The sequence below is a fragment of the Kineococcus sp. NBC_00420 genome (assembly GCF_036021035.1).
Lineage (GTDB): Bacteria > Actinomycetota > Actinomycetes > Actinomycetales > Kineococcaceae > Kineococcus.
Window position 1 is genome coordinate 3,840,391 of sequence record NZ_CP107930.1, and the last position, 17,645, is coordinate 3,858,035.

The 17,645-nt window shown below is 73.1% G+C and carries 18 protein-coding genes; 16 read left to right on the forward strand and 2 right to left on the reverse strand.

Features of this window, described 5'->3' with window-relative positions; all coding sequences use genetic code 11:
• Nucleotides 1-39 precede the first annotated feature (39 nt).
• The gene (gene yidD / locus OG218_RS18970) at nucleotides 40-342 is read left to right on the forward strand and encodes a membrane protein insertion efficiency factor YidD (RefSeq protein ID WP_328294779.1); all 303 of its coding nucleotides are present in this window, start codon (nucleotides 40-42) and stop codon (nucleotides 340-342) included.
• 19 nt (nucleotides 343-361) lie between these two features.
• On the opposite strand, the gene purU is transcribed toward yidD, so the two are convergent.
• Nucleotides 362-1,219 carry a formyltetrahydrofolate deformylase gene (purU, locus tag OG218_RS18975; RefSeq protein WP_328294780.1) on the reverse strand — a complete coding sequence of 286 codons (858 nt, stop codon included), beginning with the start codon at nucleotides 1,217-1,219 and terminating at the stop codon, nucleotides 362-364.
• A gap of 24 nt (nucleotides 1,220-1,243) precedes the next feature.
• On the opposite strand from purU, the gene OG218_RS18980 reads away from it, so the two are divergent.
• From OG218_RS18980 to OG218_RS19030, 11 genes are all read left to right on the forward strand, one after another.
• Nucleotides 1,244-2,377, forward strand: coding sequence for an isochorismate synthase (locus tag OG218_RS18980; RefSeq protein ID WP_328294781.1), 1,134 nt, complete (start codon nucleotides 1,244-1,246; stop codon nucleotides 2,375-2,377).
• A gap of 245 nt (nucleotides 2,378-2,622) precedes the next feature.
• Nucleotides 2,623-3,921 carry a serine hydroxymethyltransferase gene (gene glyA / locus OG218_RS18985; protein WP_328294782.1) on the forward strand — a complete coding sequence of 433 codons (1,299 nt, stop codon included), beginning with the start codon at nucleotides 2,623-2,625 and terminating at the stop codon, nucleotides 3,919-3,921.
• Nucleotides 3,918-4,805, forward strand: a complete 888-nt coding sequence (locus tag OG218_RS18990; RefSeq protein WP_328294783.1) for a bifunctional methylenetetrahydrofolate dehydrogenase/methenyltetrahydrofolate cyclohydrolase — start codon at nucleotides 3,918-3,920, stop codon at nucleotides 4,803-4,805. Before glyA ends, OG218_RS18990 begins: the two co-directional genes overlap by 4 nt.
• A 97-nt stretch (nucleotides 4,806-4,902) precedes the next feature.
• The gene (locus OG218_RS18995; RefSeq protein ID WP_328294784.1) at nucleotides 4,903-5,727 is read left to right on the forward strand and encodes an exodeoxyribonuclease III; all 825 of its coding nucleotides are present in this window, start codon (nucleotides 4,903-4,905) and stop codon (nucleotides 5,725-5,727) included.
• Nucleotides 5,728-5,788: 61 nt separating this feature from the next.
• The gene (locus tag OG218_RS19000; protein WP_328294785.1) at nucleotides 5,789-6,472 is read left to right on the forward strand and encodes a GntR family transcriptional regulator; all 684 of its coding nucleotides are present in this window, start codon (nucleotides 5,789-5,791) and stop codon (nucleotides 6,470-6,472) included.
• A complete protein-coding gene (locus tag OG218_RS19005) occupies nucleotides 6,469-7,986 on the forward strand; it encodes an MmgE/PrpD family protein (RefSeq protein WP_328294786.1) in 1,518 nt (505 codons plus the stop codon). Before OG218_RS19000 ends, OG218_RS19005 begins: the two co-directional genes overlap by 4 nt.
• Nucleotides 7,987-7,995: 9 nt before the next feature.
• On the forward strand, nucleotides 7,996-8,907 hold the full coding sequence (gene prpB / locus OG218_RS19010; protein ID WP_328294787.1) for a methylisocitrate lyase: 912 nt from the start codon (nucleotides 7,996-7,998) through the stop codon (nucleotides 8,905-8,907).
• 16 nt (nucleotides 8,908-8,923) lie between these two features.
• On the forward strand, nucleotides 8,924-10,069 hold the full coding sequence (locus OG218_RS19015) for a bifunctional 2-methylcitrate synthase/citrate synthase (RefSeq protein WP_328294788.1): 1,146 nt from the start codon (nucleotides 8,924-8,926) through the stop codon (nucleotides 10,067-10,069).
• Between the two features lie 106 nt (nucleotides 10,070-10,175).
• Nucleotides 10,176-11,054 carry a heavy metal-binding domain-containing protein gene (locus OG218_RS19020; RefSeq protein WP_328294789.1) on the forward strand — a complete coding sequence of 293 codons (879 nt, stop codon included), beginning with the start codon at nucleotides 10,176-10,178 and terminating at the stop codon, nucleotides 11,052-11,054.
• Between the two features lie 85 nt (nucleotides 11,055-11,139).
• On the forward strand, nucleotides 11,140-11,913 hold the full coding sequence (locus OG218_RS19025; RefSeq protein WP_380162218.1) for a heavy metal-binding domain-containing protein: 774 nt from the start codon (nucleotides 11,140-11,142) through the stop codon (nucleotides 11,911-11,913).
• The gene (locus tag OG218_RS19030; RefSeq protein WP_328294791.1) at nucleotides 11,910-12,746 is read left to right on the forward strand and encodes a hypothetical protein; all 837 of its coding nucleotides are present in this window, start codon (nucleotides 11,910-11,912) and stop codon (nucleotides 12,744-12,746) included. Before OG218_RS19025 ends, OG218_RS19030 begins: the two co-directional genes overlap by 4 nt.
• A gap of 17 nt (nucleotides 12,747-12,763) precedes the next feature.
• On the opposite strand, the gene OG218_RS19035 is transcribed toward OG218_RS19030, so the two are convergent.
• Entirely contained in the window at nucleotides 12,764-14,068 is a 1,305-nt protein-coding gene (locus tag OG218_RS19035) for a dihydrolipoyl dehydrogenase family protein (protein ID WP_328294792.1), read from the reverse strand.
• Nucleotides 14,069-14,150: 82 nt separating this feature from the next.
• On the opposite strand from OG218_RS19035, the gene OG218_RS19040 reads away from it, so the two are divergent.
• From OG218_RS19040 to OG218_RS19055, 4 genes are read left to right on the forward strand one after another with little or no spacing between them, the layout of a single operon-like run.
• Nucleotides 14,151-15,098 carry an ABC transporter ATP-binding protein gene (locus OG218_RS19040; RefSeq protein WP_328294793.1) on the forward strand — a complete coding sequence of 316 codons (948 nt, stop codon included), beginning with the start codon at nucleotides 14,151-14,153 and terminating at the stop codon, nucleotides 15,096-15,098.
• Nucleotides 15,091-15,975 (forward strand): hypothetical protein, encoded by an 885-nt coding sequence (locus OG218_RS19045; RefSeq protein ID WP_328294794.1) that lies wholly within the window; start codon nucleotides 15,091-15,093, stop codon nucleotides 15,973-15,975. The genes OG218_RS19040 and OG218_RS19045 overlap by 8 nt, the downstream gene beginning before the upstream one ends.
• Entirely contained in the window at nucleotides 15,972-16,910 is a 939-nt protein-coding gene (locus OG218_RS19050; protein WP_328294795.1) for an ABC transporter ATP-binding protein, read from the forward strand. Before OG218_RS19045 ends, OG218_RS19050 begins: the two co-directional genes overlap by 4 nt.
• Nucleotides 16,907-17,644: an ABC transporter permease subunit gene (locus OG218_RS19055; protein ID WP_328294796.1), complete on the forward strand. Its 738-nt coding sequence runs from the start codon at nucleotides 16,907-16,909 to the stop codon at nucleotides 17,642-17,644. Before OG218_RS19050 ends, OG218_RS19055 begins: the two co-directional genes overlap by 4 nt.
• Nucleotide 17,645: the final 1 nt, after the last annotated feature.

A 17,645-nucleotide genomic window follows, 5' to 3' on the forward strand; every position in this document is an offset into this window, starting at 1 on the left:
GGACGCGCCGCCCGCGGCGAACCGTCCTAGCGTGGCGCCGTGGAGCTGCTGAGCGTCCCCCGACGACTCGTCGAGACCGCCATCGTGGGGTACCAGCGCAGCCTGTCGCCGCGCAAGGGCTACTCCTGCGCGCACCGCCTCGTCCACGGCGGGGCCTCCTGCTCGGTGGCCGTGCGCGAGCACGTGCACCGCGACGGGGTGCTGCGGTCGGTCCTGCCGAGCGCGGTCCGCTTCCTCGCCTGCTACCGCGCCGTGGCGCTGCTCGCCCCGATGGAGACCAGCGGCGTCTGCTGCATCGGCCCGATCCCCATCCCCTTCCGCTTCGGCGGCCGGGGGCGCTGACCCGGCGGTCCCCGCAGTCCTAGCGGAAGACCACGGTCCGGTTGCCGTCCATCAGCACGCGGTGCTCGGCGTGCCAGCGCACCGCGCGGGCCAGCGTCCGCGCCTCGACGTCCTGCCCCTGGCGCACCAGCTCGTTCGCGGAGTGGCGGTGGTCGACGCGCTCGATCTCCTGCTCGATGATCGGGCCCTCGTCGAGGTCGGCCGTCACGTAGTGCGCCGTCGCCCCGATGATCTTCACGCCGCGGGCGTGCGCCTGGTGGTACGGCCTGGCGCCCTTGAAGCTCGGCAGGAACGAGTGGTGGATGTTGATGGCCTTGCCGGAGAGGTTGCGGCACAGGTTGTCCGACAGGATCTGCATGTACCGGGCCAGCACGACGAGTTCCACGTCGAGTTCCTCGACGAGCTCCAGCAGCCGCGCCTCGCCCGCCTCCTTCGAGGCCGGGTCGCCCGTGGTGACCGGGACGTGCACGAACGGGATCCCGTAGAACTCCGCCAGCGGGGCCAGGTCGGTGTGGTTGGAGACGACCGCCGCGATCTCGATGGGCAGACCGCCCGAACGGTGGCGGAAGAGCAGGTCGTTGAGGCAGTGGCCCTGCTTGGAGCACATCACCAGCGTGCGCATGGGCTCGTCGGCGGCCGAGAGCTTCCAGGTCAGCCCGAACCGCGCCGCGACCACCTCGAGGTTGGCGCGCAGCGCCTCCTCGCCGGCGGCGGCGTCGAAGGCGACCCGCATGTTGAACAGGCCCGTGTCGGGGTCCCCGTACTGCTGGCTCTCGGTGATGTTGGCGTCGAGGGCGACGAGGGCTCCCGTCACGGCGTGGACGATGCCGGGGCGGTCGGGACAGGACAGGGTCAGGACCCTCGGGCGCGTGCTCACGACACGTGAGCCTAGGCTGCAGACGTGTCAGAACCCGAGGCGGCAGCTCTCGCGGTGCGCGCAGGGGCCACCGTCTTCTCCGGCGAGAAGTCCACCCTGGTCCAGAGCGGACCCCGGCCGCTCGTCCCCGGCGTCAGCGGACTGGAACAGCTCCGGCGCACCGTCGCGGCCCTCGAGGGCGCTCCCGCCGGGGTCATCGTCGCCGGCGCCGTCCCCTTCGACCTGCGCACGCCCGGGGCCCTGCGCCTCGGCGTCGGGGAGACGACCCCGGGCCCGCTGCAACTGCCGCTCGCCGGTGGCCGCCGGAAGGTCACCGTCGCGCGCAGCCGTCCCCGCCCCTCACCCTCCGGCTACGCCGACGCCGTGCGGACCGCCCTGGGGCGCATCGCCGAGGGCGAGGTCGACAAGGTCGTGCTGGCCCGGACCCTCGAACTCGAAGCCCTCGACGACTGGTCGGTGCCCGAGCTCGTCGCCGAGCTCGTCGCCCGCAACCCCGCCGCCACGACGCTCGCCGTCCCCCTCGACGACCCCGCCGACAGCCAGGCCCGGTGGCTCGTCGGCGCCAGTCCGGAGCTGCTGCTGCGGCGCCGGGGCCCGAGCGTGCTGCTGCGCCCGCTGGCGGGGTCGATCCCGCGCTCCCCGGAACCCGACGAGGACGTGCGCCGGGCCGACGCCCTGATGGTCTCCGACAAGGACCGCCGCGAGCACGCCTTCGTCGTCGACGCCATCGTCGAGGCGCTGACGCCGTTCTGCCGCACCATCACCACCCCCGAGCCGGAGCTCATGGCCACCCCGGCCGTGTGGCACCTCGCGACCCGGATCAGCGCGCTGCTCAACGACACCGCCACCACCTCCGTGGACCTCGTCTCGGCCCTGCACCCCACCCCCGCGGTGGGTGGTTCCCCGCGGGCGGCGGCCATGCGGGTGATCGACGAGGTCGAGGGTCTGGACCGCGGGTGCTACGCCGGGGCCGTCGGCTGGCAGGACGTGCACGGGGACGGCGAGTGGGTCGTCGCCGTGCGCTGCGCCGAGGTCAGCGGCCGTCGGCTGCGGGTCTTCGGCGGCGCCGGGATCGTGCAGGGCTCCGACCCCGACCTCGAGGTCGCGGAGACCGCCGCCAAGATGCGCACCGTCCTCGACTCCGCCATCCCGCGCTGACCGACCTCCCTGCGGAAACAACACTTTCCGCCCTCGAGACAGGCCCGTGAGGGGCGGAGAGTGTTGTTTCCGCGGCCCATGCACCGCCCGTCCTGGGCTAACCTGAGCACGGCCGCGACTGGCGCTGGGTGGGTCACCACCGGGGAGCGGCCACGGGCACCGTCCGAACGGGCGGGTCCCGCCGTTCACGGGGTCGTCCGCCTGGGCCTCGCGTCGCGACCACCGCCGCCGTACGAGGAGCGAACGTGACCGACGTCCAGCCCATCACCAGCCAGGGTGTGACCGACCGCCCCCTCTCCGAGGTCGACCCGGAGATCGCCGCCGTGCTCGACGCCGAACTCGGCCGTCAGCGCGACACCCTCGAGATGATCGCCAGCGAGAACTTCGCCCCGCGCTCCGTCCTCGAGGCACAGGGGTCCGTCCTCACCAACAAGTACGCCGAGGGCTACCCCGGCAAGCGCTACTACGGCGGCTGCGAGCACGTCGACGTCGCCGAGGACCTCGCGCGCGACCGCGCCAAGGCCCTCTTCGGCGCCGAGCACGCCAACGTCCAGCCGCACTCCGGCGCCACCGCCAACGCGGCCGCCATGCACGCCTTCATCCGCGGCGGCGACGGCATCCTCGGCCTCGAGCTGGCCCACGGCGGCCACCTCACGCACGGCATGAAGATCAACTTCTCGGGCCGCATGTACGACGTCTCCTCCTACGGGGTGGACCCGACGACGTTCCGCGTCGACATGGACGTCGTGCGCGCCACGGCGCTGCAGGCCCGGCCCAAGCTGATCATCGCGGGCTGGTCGGCCTACCCCCGCCAGCTCGACTTCGCAGCCTTCCGCTCCATCGCCGACGAGGTCGGCGCCCACCTCATGGTCGACATGGCGCACTTCGCCGGCCTCGTCGCGGCCGGTCTGCACCCCTCGCCCGTCCCGTACGCCGACGTCGTGACCACCACGGTCCACAAGACCCTCGCCGGCCCCCGCTCGGGTCTCATCCTGACCAAGCAGGAGTTCGCGAAGAAGATCGACTCCGCGGTCTTCCCGGGCCAGCAGGGTGGCCCGCTGATGCACGTCATCGCCGCGAAGGCCGTCGCCTTCAAGGTCGCGGGCTCCGAGGAGTTCGCCGAGCGTCAGCGCCGCACCCTCGAGGGCGCCAAGATCGTCGCCGAGCGCCTCACCGCGGCCGACGCGAAGGAGGCCGGCGTGTCCGTCCTCACCGGCGGCACCGACGTCCACCTCGTGCTCGTCGACCTGCGCGACTCCCAGCTCGACGGCCAGCAGGCCGAGGACCGTCTCCACGAGGTCGGCATCACCGTCAACCGCAACGCGGTGCCCTTCGACCCGCGTCCGCCGATGGTCACCTCCGGCCTGCGGATCGGCACCCCGGCGCTCGCGACCCGTGGTTTCGGGGCGGCGGAGTTCACCGAGGTGGCCGACGTCATCGCGCTCGCGCTCAAGCCGGAGTTCGACGCGGACGCCCTGCGCGCCCGGGTCGCGAAGCTGACCGCCGAGTTCCCGCTCTACCCGTCGAACAAGGGCTTCCTGTGACGGCGACGGTCCTCGACGGCAAGGCCGCCGCGGCGGCGGTGAAGGCGGACCTCGCCGAACGCGTCGCCGTGCTGCGCGAGCACGGCATCGTCCCCGGCCTGGGCACGGTCCTGGTCGGCGACGACCCGGGGTCGGCCAGCTACGTCCGCGGCAAGCACCGCGACTGCGCCGAGGTCGGCATCGCCTCGATCCAGGTCCAGCTGCCGGCCACGGCGACGCAGGCCGAGATCGAGTCCGAGATCGCCCAGCTGAACGCGAACCCGGAGTGCACGGGGTTCATCGTCCAACTGCCGCTCCCCGACGGCATCGACGCCAACCGCGTGCTCGAGATGGTCGACCCCGACAAGGACGCCGACGGGCTGCACCCCACGAACCTCGGTCGTCTGGTGCTGCGGGTGCGCGAGGAGATCACCTCCCCGCTGCCCTGCACCCCGCGCGGGGTCATCGACCTGCTGCTGCGCCACGACGTCCCGCTCGACGGGGCCGAGGTCGTCGTCGTCGGTCGCGGGGTCACGGTCGGTCGCCCCATCGGGCTGCTGCTGACCCGTCGCCACCCCAACGCGACGGTCACGTTGTGCCACACCGGGACCAGGGACCTGGCGAGCCACCTGAAGCGGGCCGACGTCATCGTCGCCGCGGCCGGGGTCCCGGGCCTGGTCACGAAGGAGGACGTCAAGCCGGGGGCCGCGGTGCTCGACGTCGGCGTCTCCCGCGTGCTCGACCCCGAGACGGGCAAGAACCGGCTGACCGGCGACATCGCCCTGGACGTCGCCGAGGTCGCGGGGTTCATGGCCCCCAACCCCGGTGGGGTCGGTCCGATGACCCGCGCGCTGCTGCTGACGAACGTGGTCGAGTCCGCCGAACGCGCCGCCGGCCTCCGCTGACCGCCACTCCTGGGAGCCTTTCCACCCTTCCTGGCCTTCGGAAGGGTGGAAAGCTCCCCAGGAGTTGGTGTCGGAGGGGGCGGGTAGGGTCCGCGGCGTGCCTCGGAAGAAGAAGTCGATCACCGTCGCGACGATCAACGTCAACGGTGTCCGCGCCGCCGTCCGGCGCGGGATGCACCCCTGGCTGGAGGGTCGCGACCCGGACGTCGTGCTGCTGCAGGAGGTCCGCGCCCCCGACGACGAACTGCGCAAGGCCCTGCCGGGCTACGCGCACGTCGCCCACACCGAGGCCGCCGCGAAGGGCCGCGCCGGGGTGGCGATCGCGTCGAGGGCGAAGTTCACCGCTGTCCGCATCGGGTTCGCCCACGACCCGCACTTCGAGACCTCCGGCCGCTGGATCGAGGTCGACGTCGACACCGCCGTCGGGCCGATGACCTTCGTCAGCGCCTACGTGCACTCCGGCGAGGTCGGAACCCCCCAGCAGGACGACAAGTACCGCTTCCTCGACGCCATGGACGTCCGCTTCGCCGAACTCGGCCGGATCGCGCAGGAGACTGGCCGGGAGGCTCTCGTCGCGGGTGACCTGAACGTCGGGCACACCGCACGCGACATCAAGAACTGGAAGGGCAACCGGAACAAGGCCGGGTTCCTCGAGGACGAGCGCGCCCACTTCGACCACTGGTTCGACACCCTCGGCTGGGTCGACACCCAGCGCAGCGTCGCCGGTGACGTCGACGGCCCGTACGCCTGGTGGTCCTGGCGCGGGCAGGCCTTCGACAACGACACCGGCTGGCGCATCGACTACCAGCTCGTCACCCCCGGTCTCGCAGCGCGGCTGACCTCCGTCGAGACCGACCGCGCGGCGACCTACGCCGAGCGGTTCTCCGACCACGCCCCGGTCGTCGCCACCTACGGGCCCTGACGCCTGCTTCTGCATGCACTGAGTGCTTGACGACCGCAGATCGGGGGTCCATGGTGCTCGTGTGCATGCACAGCGGCGGGGAGGGACGACGGAGCGGGTCTACGGCCGGCTCCGTCAGGACGTCCTCGACGGGGTCCTGGCCCCGGGGGCGCCGCTCGCCGAGGTGGACCAGAGCGTCCGCCTCGAGGTGTCGCGCACCCCGGTCCGCGAGGCCTTCGCCCGCCTCGTCGCCGACGGTCTCGCGCAACCACTGCCGGGTCGCGGTCTCGTCGTGGCCCCCCTCGACCCGGGCGCGGTCGAGCAGCTCTACGACGTGCGCGAGGCCCTGGAGGTCAAGGCCGCGCGGCTCGCGGCCCAGCGCCGGGACGCCGCCCAGTTCGCGGAGTTCGCCCGCGGGTTCGCCCGGGCCCCCGAACTGCTCGGGGCGGGCGAAGCGGGTCTCGACCGCTACTACGAGCTGACGGCCCGCTTCGACGAGGCCATCGACGCCGCCGTCGCCAACCCCTGGTTGCAGCAGGCGCTCGCCTCGGTCCGCACCCACCTGGTGCGCATCCGCCGCCTCGCCCGCCACGACCCGACGCGGTTGTCGGCCGCAGCGGCCGAGCACCAGCTCATCGCCGAGGCGATCGCTCTCGGGGACGCCGACCTGGCCGCCCACGCCGTGCACGTCCACCTGCACCGCAGCAGGTCCCACTTCAGCTCCGCGCTCCGGCACGGATCCATCGAGGAAGAGGTCAGTGCGTGAAGCAGCACGAGGTCAGGGTCCACCGCAGCGACGAGGACTTCGCCCGCGAGGACGAACTCGCCTGGCAGTTGGCCCGGGTCGCCACCGACCCGGTCGCGGTCGAGGACGACGTGGCCGAGATGGTCGTGAACCGGGTCCTCGACAACGCGGCCGTGTCCGCGGCCTCGCTGCTGCGGGCGCCGGTCGTCGCGGCCCGGTCCCAGGCGCTGGCCCACCCGCCCTCGCGCGGGGGGCGTGGGGCGCTCGTCGTGGGGACCGGTGAGTCCGTGTCCCCGGAGTGGGCGGCCTGGGCCAACGGGGTCGCGGTCCGCGAACTCGACTTCCACGACACGTTCCTCGCCGCGGAGTACTCCCACCCCGGCGACAACGTCCCCGCCCTCGTCGCAGTGGCCCAGCACCTCGGCCTCGACGGGGCGGCCCTGCTGCGGGGGATCGTCACGGGCTACGAGGTGCAGGTGGACCTGGTGCGGGCGATCTCGTTGCACCGGCACAAGATCGACCACGTCGCGCACCTCGGGCCGTCCGTCGCGGCGGGTCTCGGCACGATGCTGGGGTTGTCCCAGGAGGTCGTCCACCAGGCGATCGGTCAGGCGCTGCACACGACGACGGCCACGCGGCAGTCCCGCAAGGGTGCGATCTCGACGTGGAAGGCCCACGCCCCGGCGTTCGCGGGCAAGGTCGCCGTCGAGGCGGTGGACCGCGCGATGCGCGGGCAGACGAGCCCGTCACCGATCTACGAGGGCGAGGACGGGGTGATCGCCTGGCTGCTGGACGGGCCGGACGCGGTCTACGAGGTGCCGCTGCCGGAACCCGGTGAGGCGAAGCGCGCGATCCTCGACACCTACACGAAGGAGCACTCCGCGGAGTACCAGGCGCAGGCGATCATCGACCTCGCCCGCCGGTTGCACCGCGAGCACCCCGAACTGGCCGACCCGGCGAACGTGGTCTCGATGGTGCTGCACACCAGCCACCACACCCACGTCGTCATCGGGTCCGGCGCGAACGACCCGCAGAAGTACGACCCGACGGCGAGCCGGGAGACGCTGGACCACTCGGTGCCCTACATCTTCACCGTCGCCCTGCAGGACGGGACCTGGCACCACGCCGACTCCTACGCCCCCGAGCGGGCCCAGCGCCGCGACACGGTCGCCCTGTGGCGCACGGTGTCGACGACGGAGGATCCCGTCTGGACCGCCCGCTACCACTCCACCGACCCGGCGGAGAAGGCGTTCGGCGGTCGCCTCGTCGCGACGCTCACCGACGGTTCGACCGTCGTCGCCGAGATCGCCGTCGCCGACGCGCACCCGCTGGGGGCGCACCCCTTCACCCGGGAGCAGTACACGGCGAAGTTCTCCACGCTGGCCGAGGGGGTCCTCGACCCCTCCGAGGTCGAGCGGTTCACCCGGCTCGCGACCGAACTCTCGGACCTCGACGCCGCCGGGGTCCGGGCGCTGAACATCACCGCCCCGGCGAGTCACCTCGCCGGGGTCCCGCTCCCCACCGGTCTGTTCTGAGGAGGCCCTGTGCTGTTCTCCACCACCACCCCCACGGCGAAACGCGCGGCCTTCCGCGCGGCGTTGTCCTCCGGTGACCTGCTGAGACTGCCGGGCGCCTTCAACCCGTTGTCCGCCCGGCTGATCCAGCGCAAGGGGTTCGAAGGGGTGTACGTGTCCGGGGCCGTGCTCGCCGCGGACCTGGGGTTGCCCGACATCGGCCTCACGACGCTCACCGAGGTCGCGGGGCGGTCCGCGCAGATCGCCCGGGTCACCGACCTGCCCGTCCTCGTCGACGCCGACACCGGTTTCGGCGAACCCCTCAACGTCGCCCGCACCGTCCAGACCATGGAGGACGCCGGGGTCGCCGGGATGCACGTCGAGGACCAGGTGAACCCGAAGCGCTGCGGGCACCTCGAGGGCAAGGCCGTCGTCGACGAGGCGACGGCGGTGCGCCGGATCCGGGCCGCCGTCGACGCCCGGCGCGACCCGGACTTCCTCGTCGTCGCCCGCACCGACGTGCGCGGGGTCGAGGGGATGGACGCGGCCGTGCAGCGGGCGAAGCAGCTCGCGGACGCGGGGGCCGACGCGATCTTCGCCGAGGCCATGGCGGACCTCGCCGAGTTCGAGGCGATCTGCGCGGCCGTCGACGTCCCGATCCTCGCGAACATGACGGAGTTCGGCCGCAGCGACCTCTTCACCCACGAGCAGTTGCGCGACGTCGGCGTGCGGATCGTCATCCACCCGGTCTCGTTGCTGCGCCTGGCGATGGGCACGGCCGACCGGGCCCTCGACGACCTCGTCGCGACCGGTTCCCTCGAAGGACAGGTGCCCGGGATGCAGACCCGGGCGCAGCTGTACGACCTCGTCGACTACGCCGGGTACGGCGAGTTCGACTCGGGCATCTACGACTTCAGCCTCGAAGGCAACCGATCGCGATGACGCGGAGGAACCGACCATGACGACCACCACCGACCCCACCACCCCCGAGATCCACAAGGGACTCGCCGGGGTGGTCGCCGACACCACCGCGATCTCCAAGGTCAACCCCGCGACGAACTCGCTGCTCTACCGGGGTTACCCCGTCCAGGAACTCGCCGAGCACTGCTCGTTCGAGGAGGTCGCCTGGTTGCTGTGGCGCGGTGACCTGCCCGACCGTGAGGAACTCGCGGCCTTCACGGCCACCGAGCGCGCGGGGCGGGCGCTGGACGCACGGGTCCGTCGCGTCGTCGACGAACTCCCGCGCACCGCGCACCCCATGGACGTCCTGCGGACCGCGGTCAGCGTCCTCGGCGCCCTCGACCCGCAGGCCGGGGACTCGGACCCCGACGTCGAGTTCACCAAGGCGCAGCGGTTGTTCGCGGCGCTGCCGGCCGTCGTCGCCCACGCCCAGCGCCGCACCCGCGGTCTGGAACCCGTCCCGCCGCGCGAGGACCTGGGCTACGCGGCGAACTTCCTCTGGATGACGTTCGGGGAGGAACCCGACGCGGGCGTGGTCCGCGCGTTCGAGGTGTCCCTCGTCCTCTACGCCGAGCACTCCTTCAACGCCTCGACGTTCACGGCCCGGGTCGTGACCTCGACGTTGTCCGACCTGCACTCCGCGGTGGTCGCCGCGATCGGCGCGCTCAAGGGTCCGCTGCACGGTGGCGCGAACGAGGCCGTCTGGCAGGTGTTCGAGGAGATCGGCCTGGGCGAGGGGTCCGGCGACCGGGCGCGGGCGTGGCTGGACGCCGCATTGGCGCAGCGCCGCAAGATCATGGGTTTCGGTCACCGGGTCTACCGGTCCGGGGACTCCCGGGTGCCCAGCATGCACGCCGCGCTGGAGGTGTTGGCGGGGGAGATGGGACGCCAGGACGTCCTCGACCTCTACGACGCGCTCGAAGAGGCGATGACCTCGGCCAAGAACATCCTGCCGAACCTGGACTACCCCTCGGGACCGGCCTACCACCTCATGGGTTTCGACACCGCGCTGTTCACGCCGATCTTCGTCGCGGCCCGGGTCGTCGGCTGGACCGCGCACGTCGTGGAGCAGCGCGCGGCGAACTCCCTCATCCGCCCGCTCTCCGCCTACGACGGTCCCGCCGAGCGGCACCTGCCGCTCTGACCGGGGGTTTCCTGCGCATCGGCTGGGAGTTCCGCGGAAAGGCTTGCCCTCGCCGGGCGCCTGCCTAGGCTGGGTGGATGGTCTTCCGGCCCGGTACGGCGAACACGTGAGTCCCTGGGCGGGTGGCCTGCCCCCGGCAGCCCTGGCCCGCGTCGAGCGGCAACGGGCCGGCGGGGCCACCGGCTCGTTCCTCTCCGCACCCGGCGCCGCCGCCGTCGCGGCTGCGGGCCTGGCCCCGGTGGGGGAGGTGTTCGGGTGCCTGGTCATGAACCTCGGCTGGAGCGGGGGTTTCTGCGGTGCGTGGGCGACCACCTCCGGTCCCGGGGTCTGGGGGTGGACGAGCCCGGTCGTGACCACCGGCGACCCCGGCGGACTCCGGAACGGCTCGGGCCCCTACGTGCGCGCCGTCGACGCCGCCTGGCACGGGGCGCTGGAGAGGATGCTGACGGAGGCGCGCGCCCTCGGGGCCGACGGTGTCGTGGGGGTCCGCACCACCCGCGCCCACCTCGACGGCAGCGCCGTGGAGTTCACCGCACGGGGGACGGCGGTCCGCGAGCTCGCCCGCACGGCCCCGGGAACGCTCTGGTGCGCCGGACTCAGCGCCGAGGACGTCGCGGCCGCGCTGGGGTCGGGTTTCGCCCCCCGGGCGCTGGTGCGGGGCCTCTCGGTCGCCACGAAGCACGAGGACCCGTTGATGATGCAGCAGCGGAGCAGCTGGAGCGGCAACGAGGTCGACGGGCTGACGGAACTGCTCACCCGCGCCCGCGCCGACGCCCGCCGCGGTCTGACGCTCGACGCCCGACGCCACGGGAGCGGCCACGTGGTGGTCGACGACGTTCGCCTCGGGACCTTCGAGACCCAGTGCGGCGACGGGAAGGACCTGCACGCCGAGGCCTCCTTCACCGGGACCCTGCTCACCGAGGTGGGACCCCCCGGCGCCGGGCGGGCCCCCGCCGTCCTGACCGTCCTACCCCTGAACCGTTGAGGAGCACCCCGTGAGCACCGGATCCGACGTCCCCCCTCTCGCCGACGTCCACCTGCCCCCCGACGCGCGTGAACGCCTCAAGGGGATGCGCGGTGACCACGGCCGGGCCCTGTTCACCTCCGACCTCAGCGTCAACGAGTTCCTGCTCGTCCGCGAGGCCGGGTTCCGTCCCGTCGGGCTCGTGCTGGGTTCCAGCGTCTACCACGTCGGGCTGCAGGTCGGACGTTGGAGCAAGAACATGGAACTCGACAAGCTCACCCAGGCGATGTACCACGCGCGGGAACTCGCGATGACGCGGATGGAGGCCGAGGCCGCGGAACTCGGCGCCGACGGCATCGTGGGGGTGCGCCTGGAGATCGAGTTCAAGGAGTACGGCAACGACCTCGCGGAGTTCCTGGCCATCGGCACCGCCGTCGTCGCCGACGAACCGCCGCCCAGCGGGACCTGGCGCACCGTGCACGGGCTGCCCTTCACCTCCGACCTGTCCGGACAGGACTTCTGGACGCTCGTGCAGGCCGGCTACGCCCCGCTCGGCCTGGTGATGGGTACCTGCGTCTACCACATCGCCCACCGCGGGGTCCTCGCCTCGATGAGCACCGTCGGCAGCAACGTCGAGATCGAGCAGTACACCGAAGCCCTCTACGACGCCCGTGAGCTCGCGATGAGCCGCATGCAGGCCGAGGCCGAGGCGCTGCAGGCCGAGGGCATCGTCGGCGTCCAACTGATGTCCCTCCCGCACCGCTGGGGCGGGCACACCACGGAGTTCTTCGCGATCGGCACCGCCGTCCGCCCGTTGCGGGCGGACCACACCATCGCCAAACCGTCCCTGGTGCTGCCCCTGACGGACGGGCCGCGGTGAGTTCTCCTCTCGCGCTGCCCGGCACACCCGGCGCTGCGGCGGAGTTCCTGGAACGTCTGGCCGGATCGCTGGCGCGGGTGCTGCCGCCCGGGACGGCGGGCACCCTCGTCGTGGAACGCCACCGCTCGCTCGCGGACCGGGTGGCCGGGCGACCCGGCCCCCCGCGGTCGCTGCGGCTCAGCCTGCCCTCCGCCCTGCTGAGCCTGGAGGTCGCGGGTCAGGGGCTGACGGCGACGGCGCAGCGGGTGGTGCGGGGGGTGACGATCGCGCGCCGCGACGTCCCGGTGGGGGAGTTCCTCGAACTGCTGGCCGCCGGGGTGGCCGACCTCACGGCGACCACGGCGGGAAGTTCCGCCGCCGCAGCCCGTGCGCTCGCCGCCCTCGGTCTGGCGCCGGCGGCCGACGCGTTGCTCGTCGACCCCGCGGACGTCATCGCCAGTCTGCGGTCCCTACCCGCCCGGGCCCGGGGGCTGGTGCCCGACGCGGCGCTCCCGCTGGTCCAGGCTCTCGTGGACCTCCTGCTGGACACGCTCCCGCGCGTCGCCGGCGGGGCGGTCGATCCGGCCCGGCTGGCGGTGCGGAGCGCGGCGGTGGACTACCTGCCGGACACGTTGCGGGCCTTCGCCGTCCTGCCGCCGGAGTGGGCCCGCAACCACGTCCTGCCCGGTGCGGGAACGGCCGAGCAGCTCCTGCTGGACCAGCTCGGGGTCCTGCTCGAGGCCGTCACCCGCCTGCACGACGCGGCGGTGCTCGAGGACGCCTCCGGCCTGGTGGTCAACGGGTTGTTCCTCACCGACCGCTTCGCCGGGTCCAGCCTCGACCTGCCCGACTGAGCGTCCCCGCGCCGGGTTCAGCCCTGCAGTTCCTCCAGGGCCGGGAAGACCGCCTCCGACCACGTCGGGAACGCCCTGACGTGGTGGGCGAGGAGGTCGACGGTGAGCCGGGCCCGGACGGCGAGGGAGAGTTCCGCACCCCAGGAGTCGGCCTCCGGGCCCAGGCAGGCCGCGCCGACGAGGATCCCGTCGCGGGCGAAGAGTTCCACCGCACCGGTCAGCGCCCGGCGCTGGTCCCGCGGCGCCGACAGCTCCAGCAGGTTCGCCCGCTCCACCTCGGTGACGGAGAACCTCGCGCTGCGGGCACCGTCCCCGCTGGTGTCCCCGGTGCTGAACACCGGCGGGTGGGTGTACACCGCGCGGGGGATCGCGGAGTAGTCCGCGTCACGGCCCCGGCCGAGGAGTTCGTCGACGACCGTCCGGGCCTGGTGGTTGGCGGTGTGGGTGTACGGCGAGATGCCCGTCACGTCGCCCACGGCGAACAACCCCTCGACCGGCGAACCCGAGGCGTCCACCACCCGGCAGCGCCCGTCGGTGCGCACGGCCCCCGCGGACGTCAGCCAGTCCTCGTCCAGGCCCAGCCCGGAGGTGGTCGGGGTCCGGCCGGTGCCCAGCAGGACGCGGTCCACGTCGAGGTCGGCGAGTGCGTCGAGGGAGGTCGAGGTCCGGACGTCGACCCCGTCGCCGCGCAGGACGTCGGCGAGGGCCTCACCCACCCAGGACGGTTCCCCGGAGAGCAGGTGCTCACCGCGCACCAGCATCGTCACGCGGGAGCCGAGCCCGGCGTAGGCCTGGGCGAGTTCACAGGCCACCGGTCCGCCGCCGACGACGGCCAACCTCGCGGGGAGCTCGTCCGCGGCCAGGGCCTCCTCCGAGGTCCACGTCGCCACGTCGACGGGCAGCTCGGGCCGGACCGGGGAACTGCCCGTGCCGATGACCACGGTCCTGGCCGTGATCCTCGCCGTGATCCTCGCCGGGGTGGTGGGCCCGTCCTCCACCAGCACCCGTCCCGGTCCGTCCAGCCGGGCGGTGCCGCGGACGATCTCGACGCCGTCGTCCGTGAGGCCCCTCGCCGCACCGGAGTCGTCGCGGCCGCCGACGGCCTCGTCGCGCAGGGCCCGGGCCGCCGGCCACGAGAGACCGGCCGCAGCCGAGAGCAGCAGCGACTTCGCCGGGACGCACGCCACGTAGGGGCAGAACCCGCCGACGTAGCCGCGTTCGACGAGGACCACGCGCCGCCCGGCCCGGGCCAGTCGTTGGGCGACCATCTTCCCGCCCGACCCGGAACCGATGACGCAGACGTCCGCTTGGCTGGTGAACACCCGGTGATGGTTCCCGAAGGATGGACGCGCCGCGCGTCGAAGGAAGGACGCACCGCGTGGCTGTGAGTGCTCTGATGGGCGCGTGAGTGATCAGGGTTCACCGGGACTGGAGTGCCTCGACGTCGGCAAGCGGTTCGGCACCGTCCAGGCCCTCGACGGTCTGACGATGTCGCTGACCGCGGGGGCCACCGGGTTGCTGGGCGCCAACGGGGCCGGGAAGTCGACGTTGCTGCGCACCGCCCTCGGGTTGACGCGCCCGGACACGGGGACGGTGCGGGTGCTGGGCCTCGACGCGGTCCGCCAGCGCGACGAGGTCCGCCGCCGGGTGGGGTTCATGCCCGAGCACCCGTGCCTGCCGGCCGACATGTCCGCCCAGGACGTCTGCGTCCAGCTCGCCCGGATGCGGGGTCTGGGTCGTCGTGACGCAGTCCGGCGCACCAGCGAGGTCCTCTTCGCGGTGGGGTTGGAGGAGGAACGCCGTCGTCCGGTCGGTTCGTACTCCCTCGGCATGCAGCAACGCACGAAACTCGCCCAGGCCCTCGTCCACGGACCCGACCTCGTCCTGCTCGACGAACCCACCTCCGGCCTCGACCCGGCCGGTCGCGAGGAGATGCTCGCCATCGTGCGCCGGTTGTCGCTCGAACTCGGCATCCGGGTCATCGCCAGTTCGCACGTCCTCGACGACATCGAACGGACCTGCGACGAGGTCGTGGTGCTGCGCTCGGGAACCCTGGCCGCGCAACGGCTCGTCGTCGTCGGGCACGACCCGTCGGGCGCGGTGGAACTGCGGGTGACCGGTGACGTCGGCGCGTTCGCCGCGGCCCTGGAACCCCGGGTCGCGCAGCACGGGGTGCAGCTCGCCCCCACCACGACAGGAGACATCGGCATGAGTTCCAGCCCGGATGCGGCCCTGGACCAGGTGCGGGACCTCGCCGCAGAACTCGGGGTGGGCGTGGAACGGCTGGTGCCCGCCTCGCGGGGTCTCGAGGACCTCGTCGTCGACGCGATGGGCGGGGGACCCCGTGGCTGAACCGCGTGACGTCCTGCAGGAGACACCCCGTGCCGTCCTGCACGACATCCGCTACTCGCGCTACTCCGGAGCGCTGAAACCCCGCAGTTCCGCGGTGGGGAGTTTCGTGGCGAGCGGTATCCGCCGTCCGCTCGGGTTGCGGCGCAGTGCGAGTGCGAAGATCTGGCCCTTCCTGCTGCTGGCCGTGGCCTACCTGCCGGCGCTGGCCGTCGTCGCCGTCCCGTTGCTCGTCCCGGCGGTCGACGTGCAGCCCACCGACCTCATCGGCTACCCGCAACTGCTGACGACGAACTCGGTCGTACTGCTGGCCTTCGTGGCGACGTCGATCCCCTCGATGCTGACCCGCGACCGGCGCGACCGGGTGCTGTCGCTGTACTTCGCCACCGCGTTGTCCTGGTTCGAGTACGTCGCCGGGGTCGTCCTCGCCGCGGTCTCGCTGCTCGCGATCATCGTGCTGGGGCCGATGCTCGTGCTGTTCGTCGGTTCCATCGCGACGGCCGACGCCCCCGGCGCGTGGTTCTCCGACCACGTCGGCGACCTGCCGAAGATCGTGGCCGCGGCGGCGATCGTCGTGCTGTTCCACACCAGCCTGGGTCTGGCGGTCGGGTCGCTGACCTCGCGCCGGGTGTTCGCCGTCGGTGGGTACCTCGCGGTGGTCCTCGTCGGCCCGGCGCTCACCGGGGTCCTCGCCCTGGTGACCGGTGACGAGTGGCCGTTGTCGCTGGACCCCTCGAGCGGGCCGGTGCGGTTGGCGGCCTCCATCGTGGGGCTGAGCGTGGCGAACCCCGGCGCGCTGGCCTGGGTGGTCTGGACGGTCGTGGTCGTCGGCGGACTCGGGGTCCTCGCCGGTCGCTACGCACGGGGGAGCGACGCGTGAGCGCCATCGAGTTCGACGGGGTCAGCAAGTGGTTCGGCGACACCGTGGCCCTCTCCGACGTCACCGTGCACATCGACGCGGGCGTCACGGGGCTGCTCGGGCACAACGGGGCCGGCAAGTCGACCGCGCTGCAGGTGCTGGCCGGGGGGACCCGGCCGAGTCAGGGGACCGTGCGGGTCCTCGGCCGCGACCCGCACCGCGATCCCGAGGTCCACCGCGGGCTGGGGATCGTCGCCGACGGCGAGGCCACCTGGGCCCACGCCAGCGCCCGCACCCAGATCGAGTTCCTCGCCCGGCAACGCGGGGTGCGGGACCCCCGCTCCGCCACGCAGGACGTCCTGCACCGCGTCGGGTTGAGCGAGGCCGCGGACCGGCGGGTCGGGGGGTTCTCCAAGGGGATGCGCCAGCGGGTGAAGCTCGCCCAGGCGCTCGTGCACGACCCGCAGGTGCTGCTGCTCGACGAACCGCTGAACGGCCTGGACCCGGCGCAGCGCCGGGCCGACGTCGACCTCCTCGCGGCGCTCGGTGCCGAGGGGCGGACGGTGCTGGTGAGTTCGCACGTCCTGTCCGAGGTCGAGCGGATGGCGCACCGCGTGCTGGTCGTCGTCAACGGCCGGCTCGTCGCCGAGGGTGAACCCGCGGGGATCCGGGAACTGCTCGTCGACCGGCCGCGCACGGTCCGCCTCGAGGGGGACCGCGTGCTGGAGCTCGCGGGGATGCTGCTCGCGGCGGGTCTGGTGGAGTCGGTGCGCCGGGAGGGCGCCGGTCGCACCGGGGTCCTCGTCGAGGCGCCGCGGGCGGTGGCACTGGCCGAGGCGGTACCGCGTCTCGCCCGGGAGTCGGGCACGACGTTGCGTCGGGTCGAAGGGGTCGGAGAGGACCTGGAGAGCGTGTTCGCGCACCTGGTGCGGGCCGCGAGAGGAGCGGGACGATGAACTTCTCGACCAGTCTCTACGGGTTCTCCCTGCGGGGGATCCTCTTCCGCGGCCGGACCGCGGGATTCGCCTCGCTGCCGCTGGTGGTGGCGGTCGTGGCGTTCGTCGTCATCGGCATCACCAGCGTCCCGTCCCGCTACGGCGTGCAGAACACCTTCACCGGGAACCTGCTCACCGGTCTGGTGGTGCCGATCGTGGCGCTGGTGCTGGCGATCGGCGCCTTCGGCGACGAACGGGACGGGCGCACGCTCCCGCTGCTGCGGGCGATCGCCCGTCCGCGGTGGCAGATCGTCCTGGCCCGGTTCGCGGCCGCGTGGACCTCGACCGTCGTGGTCTGCCTGCCGGCGGTGATCGCCTGCGTCGTGCTGGGGATCTCGGTGAACCAGCCCGTCGGGCGCGTCCTCGGCGGGGTCGTGCTGGCGACGGTGCTGACGTCCGCCGCGTACTGCGGGGTGTTCGTGCTGCTGTCGCTGCTGACCCGGCGCGGCCTGCTCGCGGGGCTGGCCTACGTCGTGCTCTGGGAGACGTTCCTGGCCGGTCTGGCCCCCGCCCTGCGGGGGTTGTCCATCGGGTCCTACGGGCGCCGGGTGGCCTCGCTGGCCATCCCCGGCGACGTGCCCCTGGGCACCGTCGCCTCCGGCGGGGTGACGGCCTCGGCGCTGGTGCTGGCGGGGATCGCCGTCGTCGCGGTGGCCCTCGCGGGCTGGCGGTTGCAGAAGATGGACGTCGGCTGAC

Bases quoted from the DNA above. Each gene is read 5' to 3' on its own strand.
- OG218_RS19015 (WP_328294788.1), top strand. From the start codon at position 8,924: ATGACGACCACCACCGACCCCACCACCCCCGAGATCCACAAGGGACTC.
- OG218_RS19025 (WP_380162218.1), top strand. From the start codon at position 11,140: ATGCGCGGTGACCACGGCCGGGCCCTGTTCACCTCCGACCTCAGCGTC.
- OG218_RS19055 (WP_328294796.1), top strand. From the start codon at position 16,907: ATGAACTTCTCGACCAGTCTCTACGGGTTCTCCCTGCGGGGGATCCTC.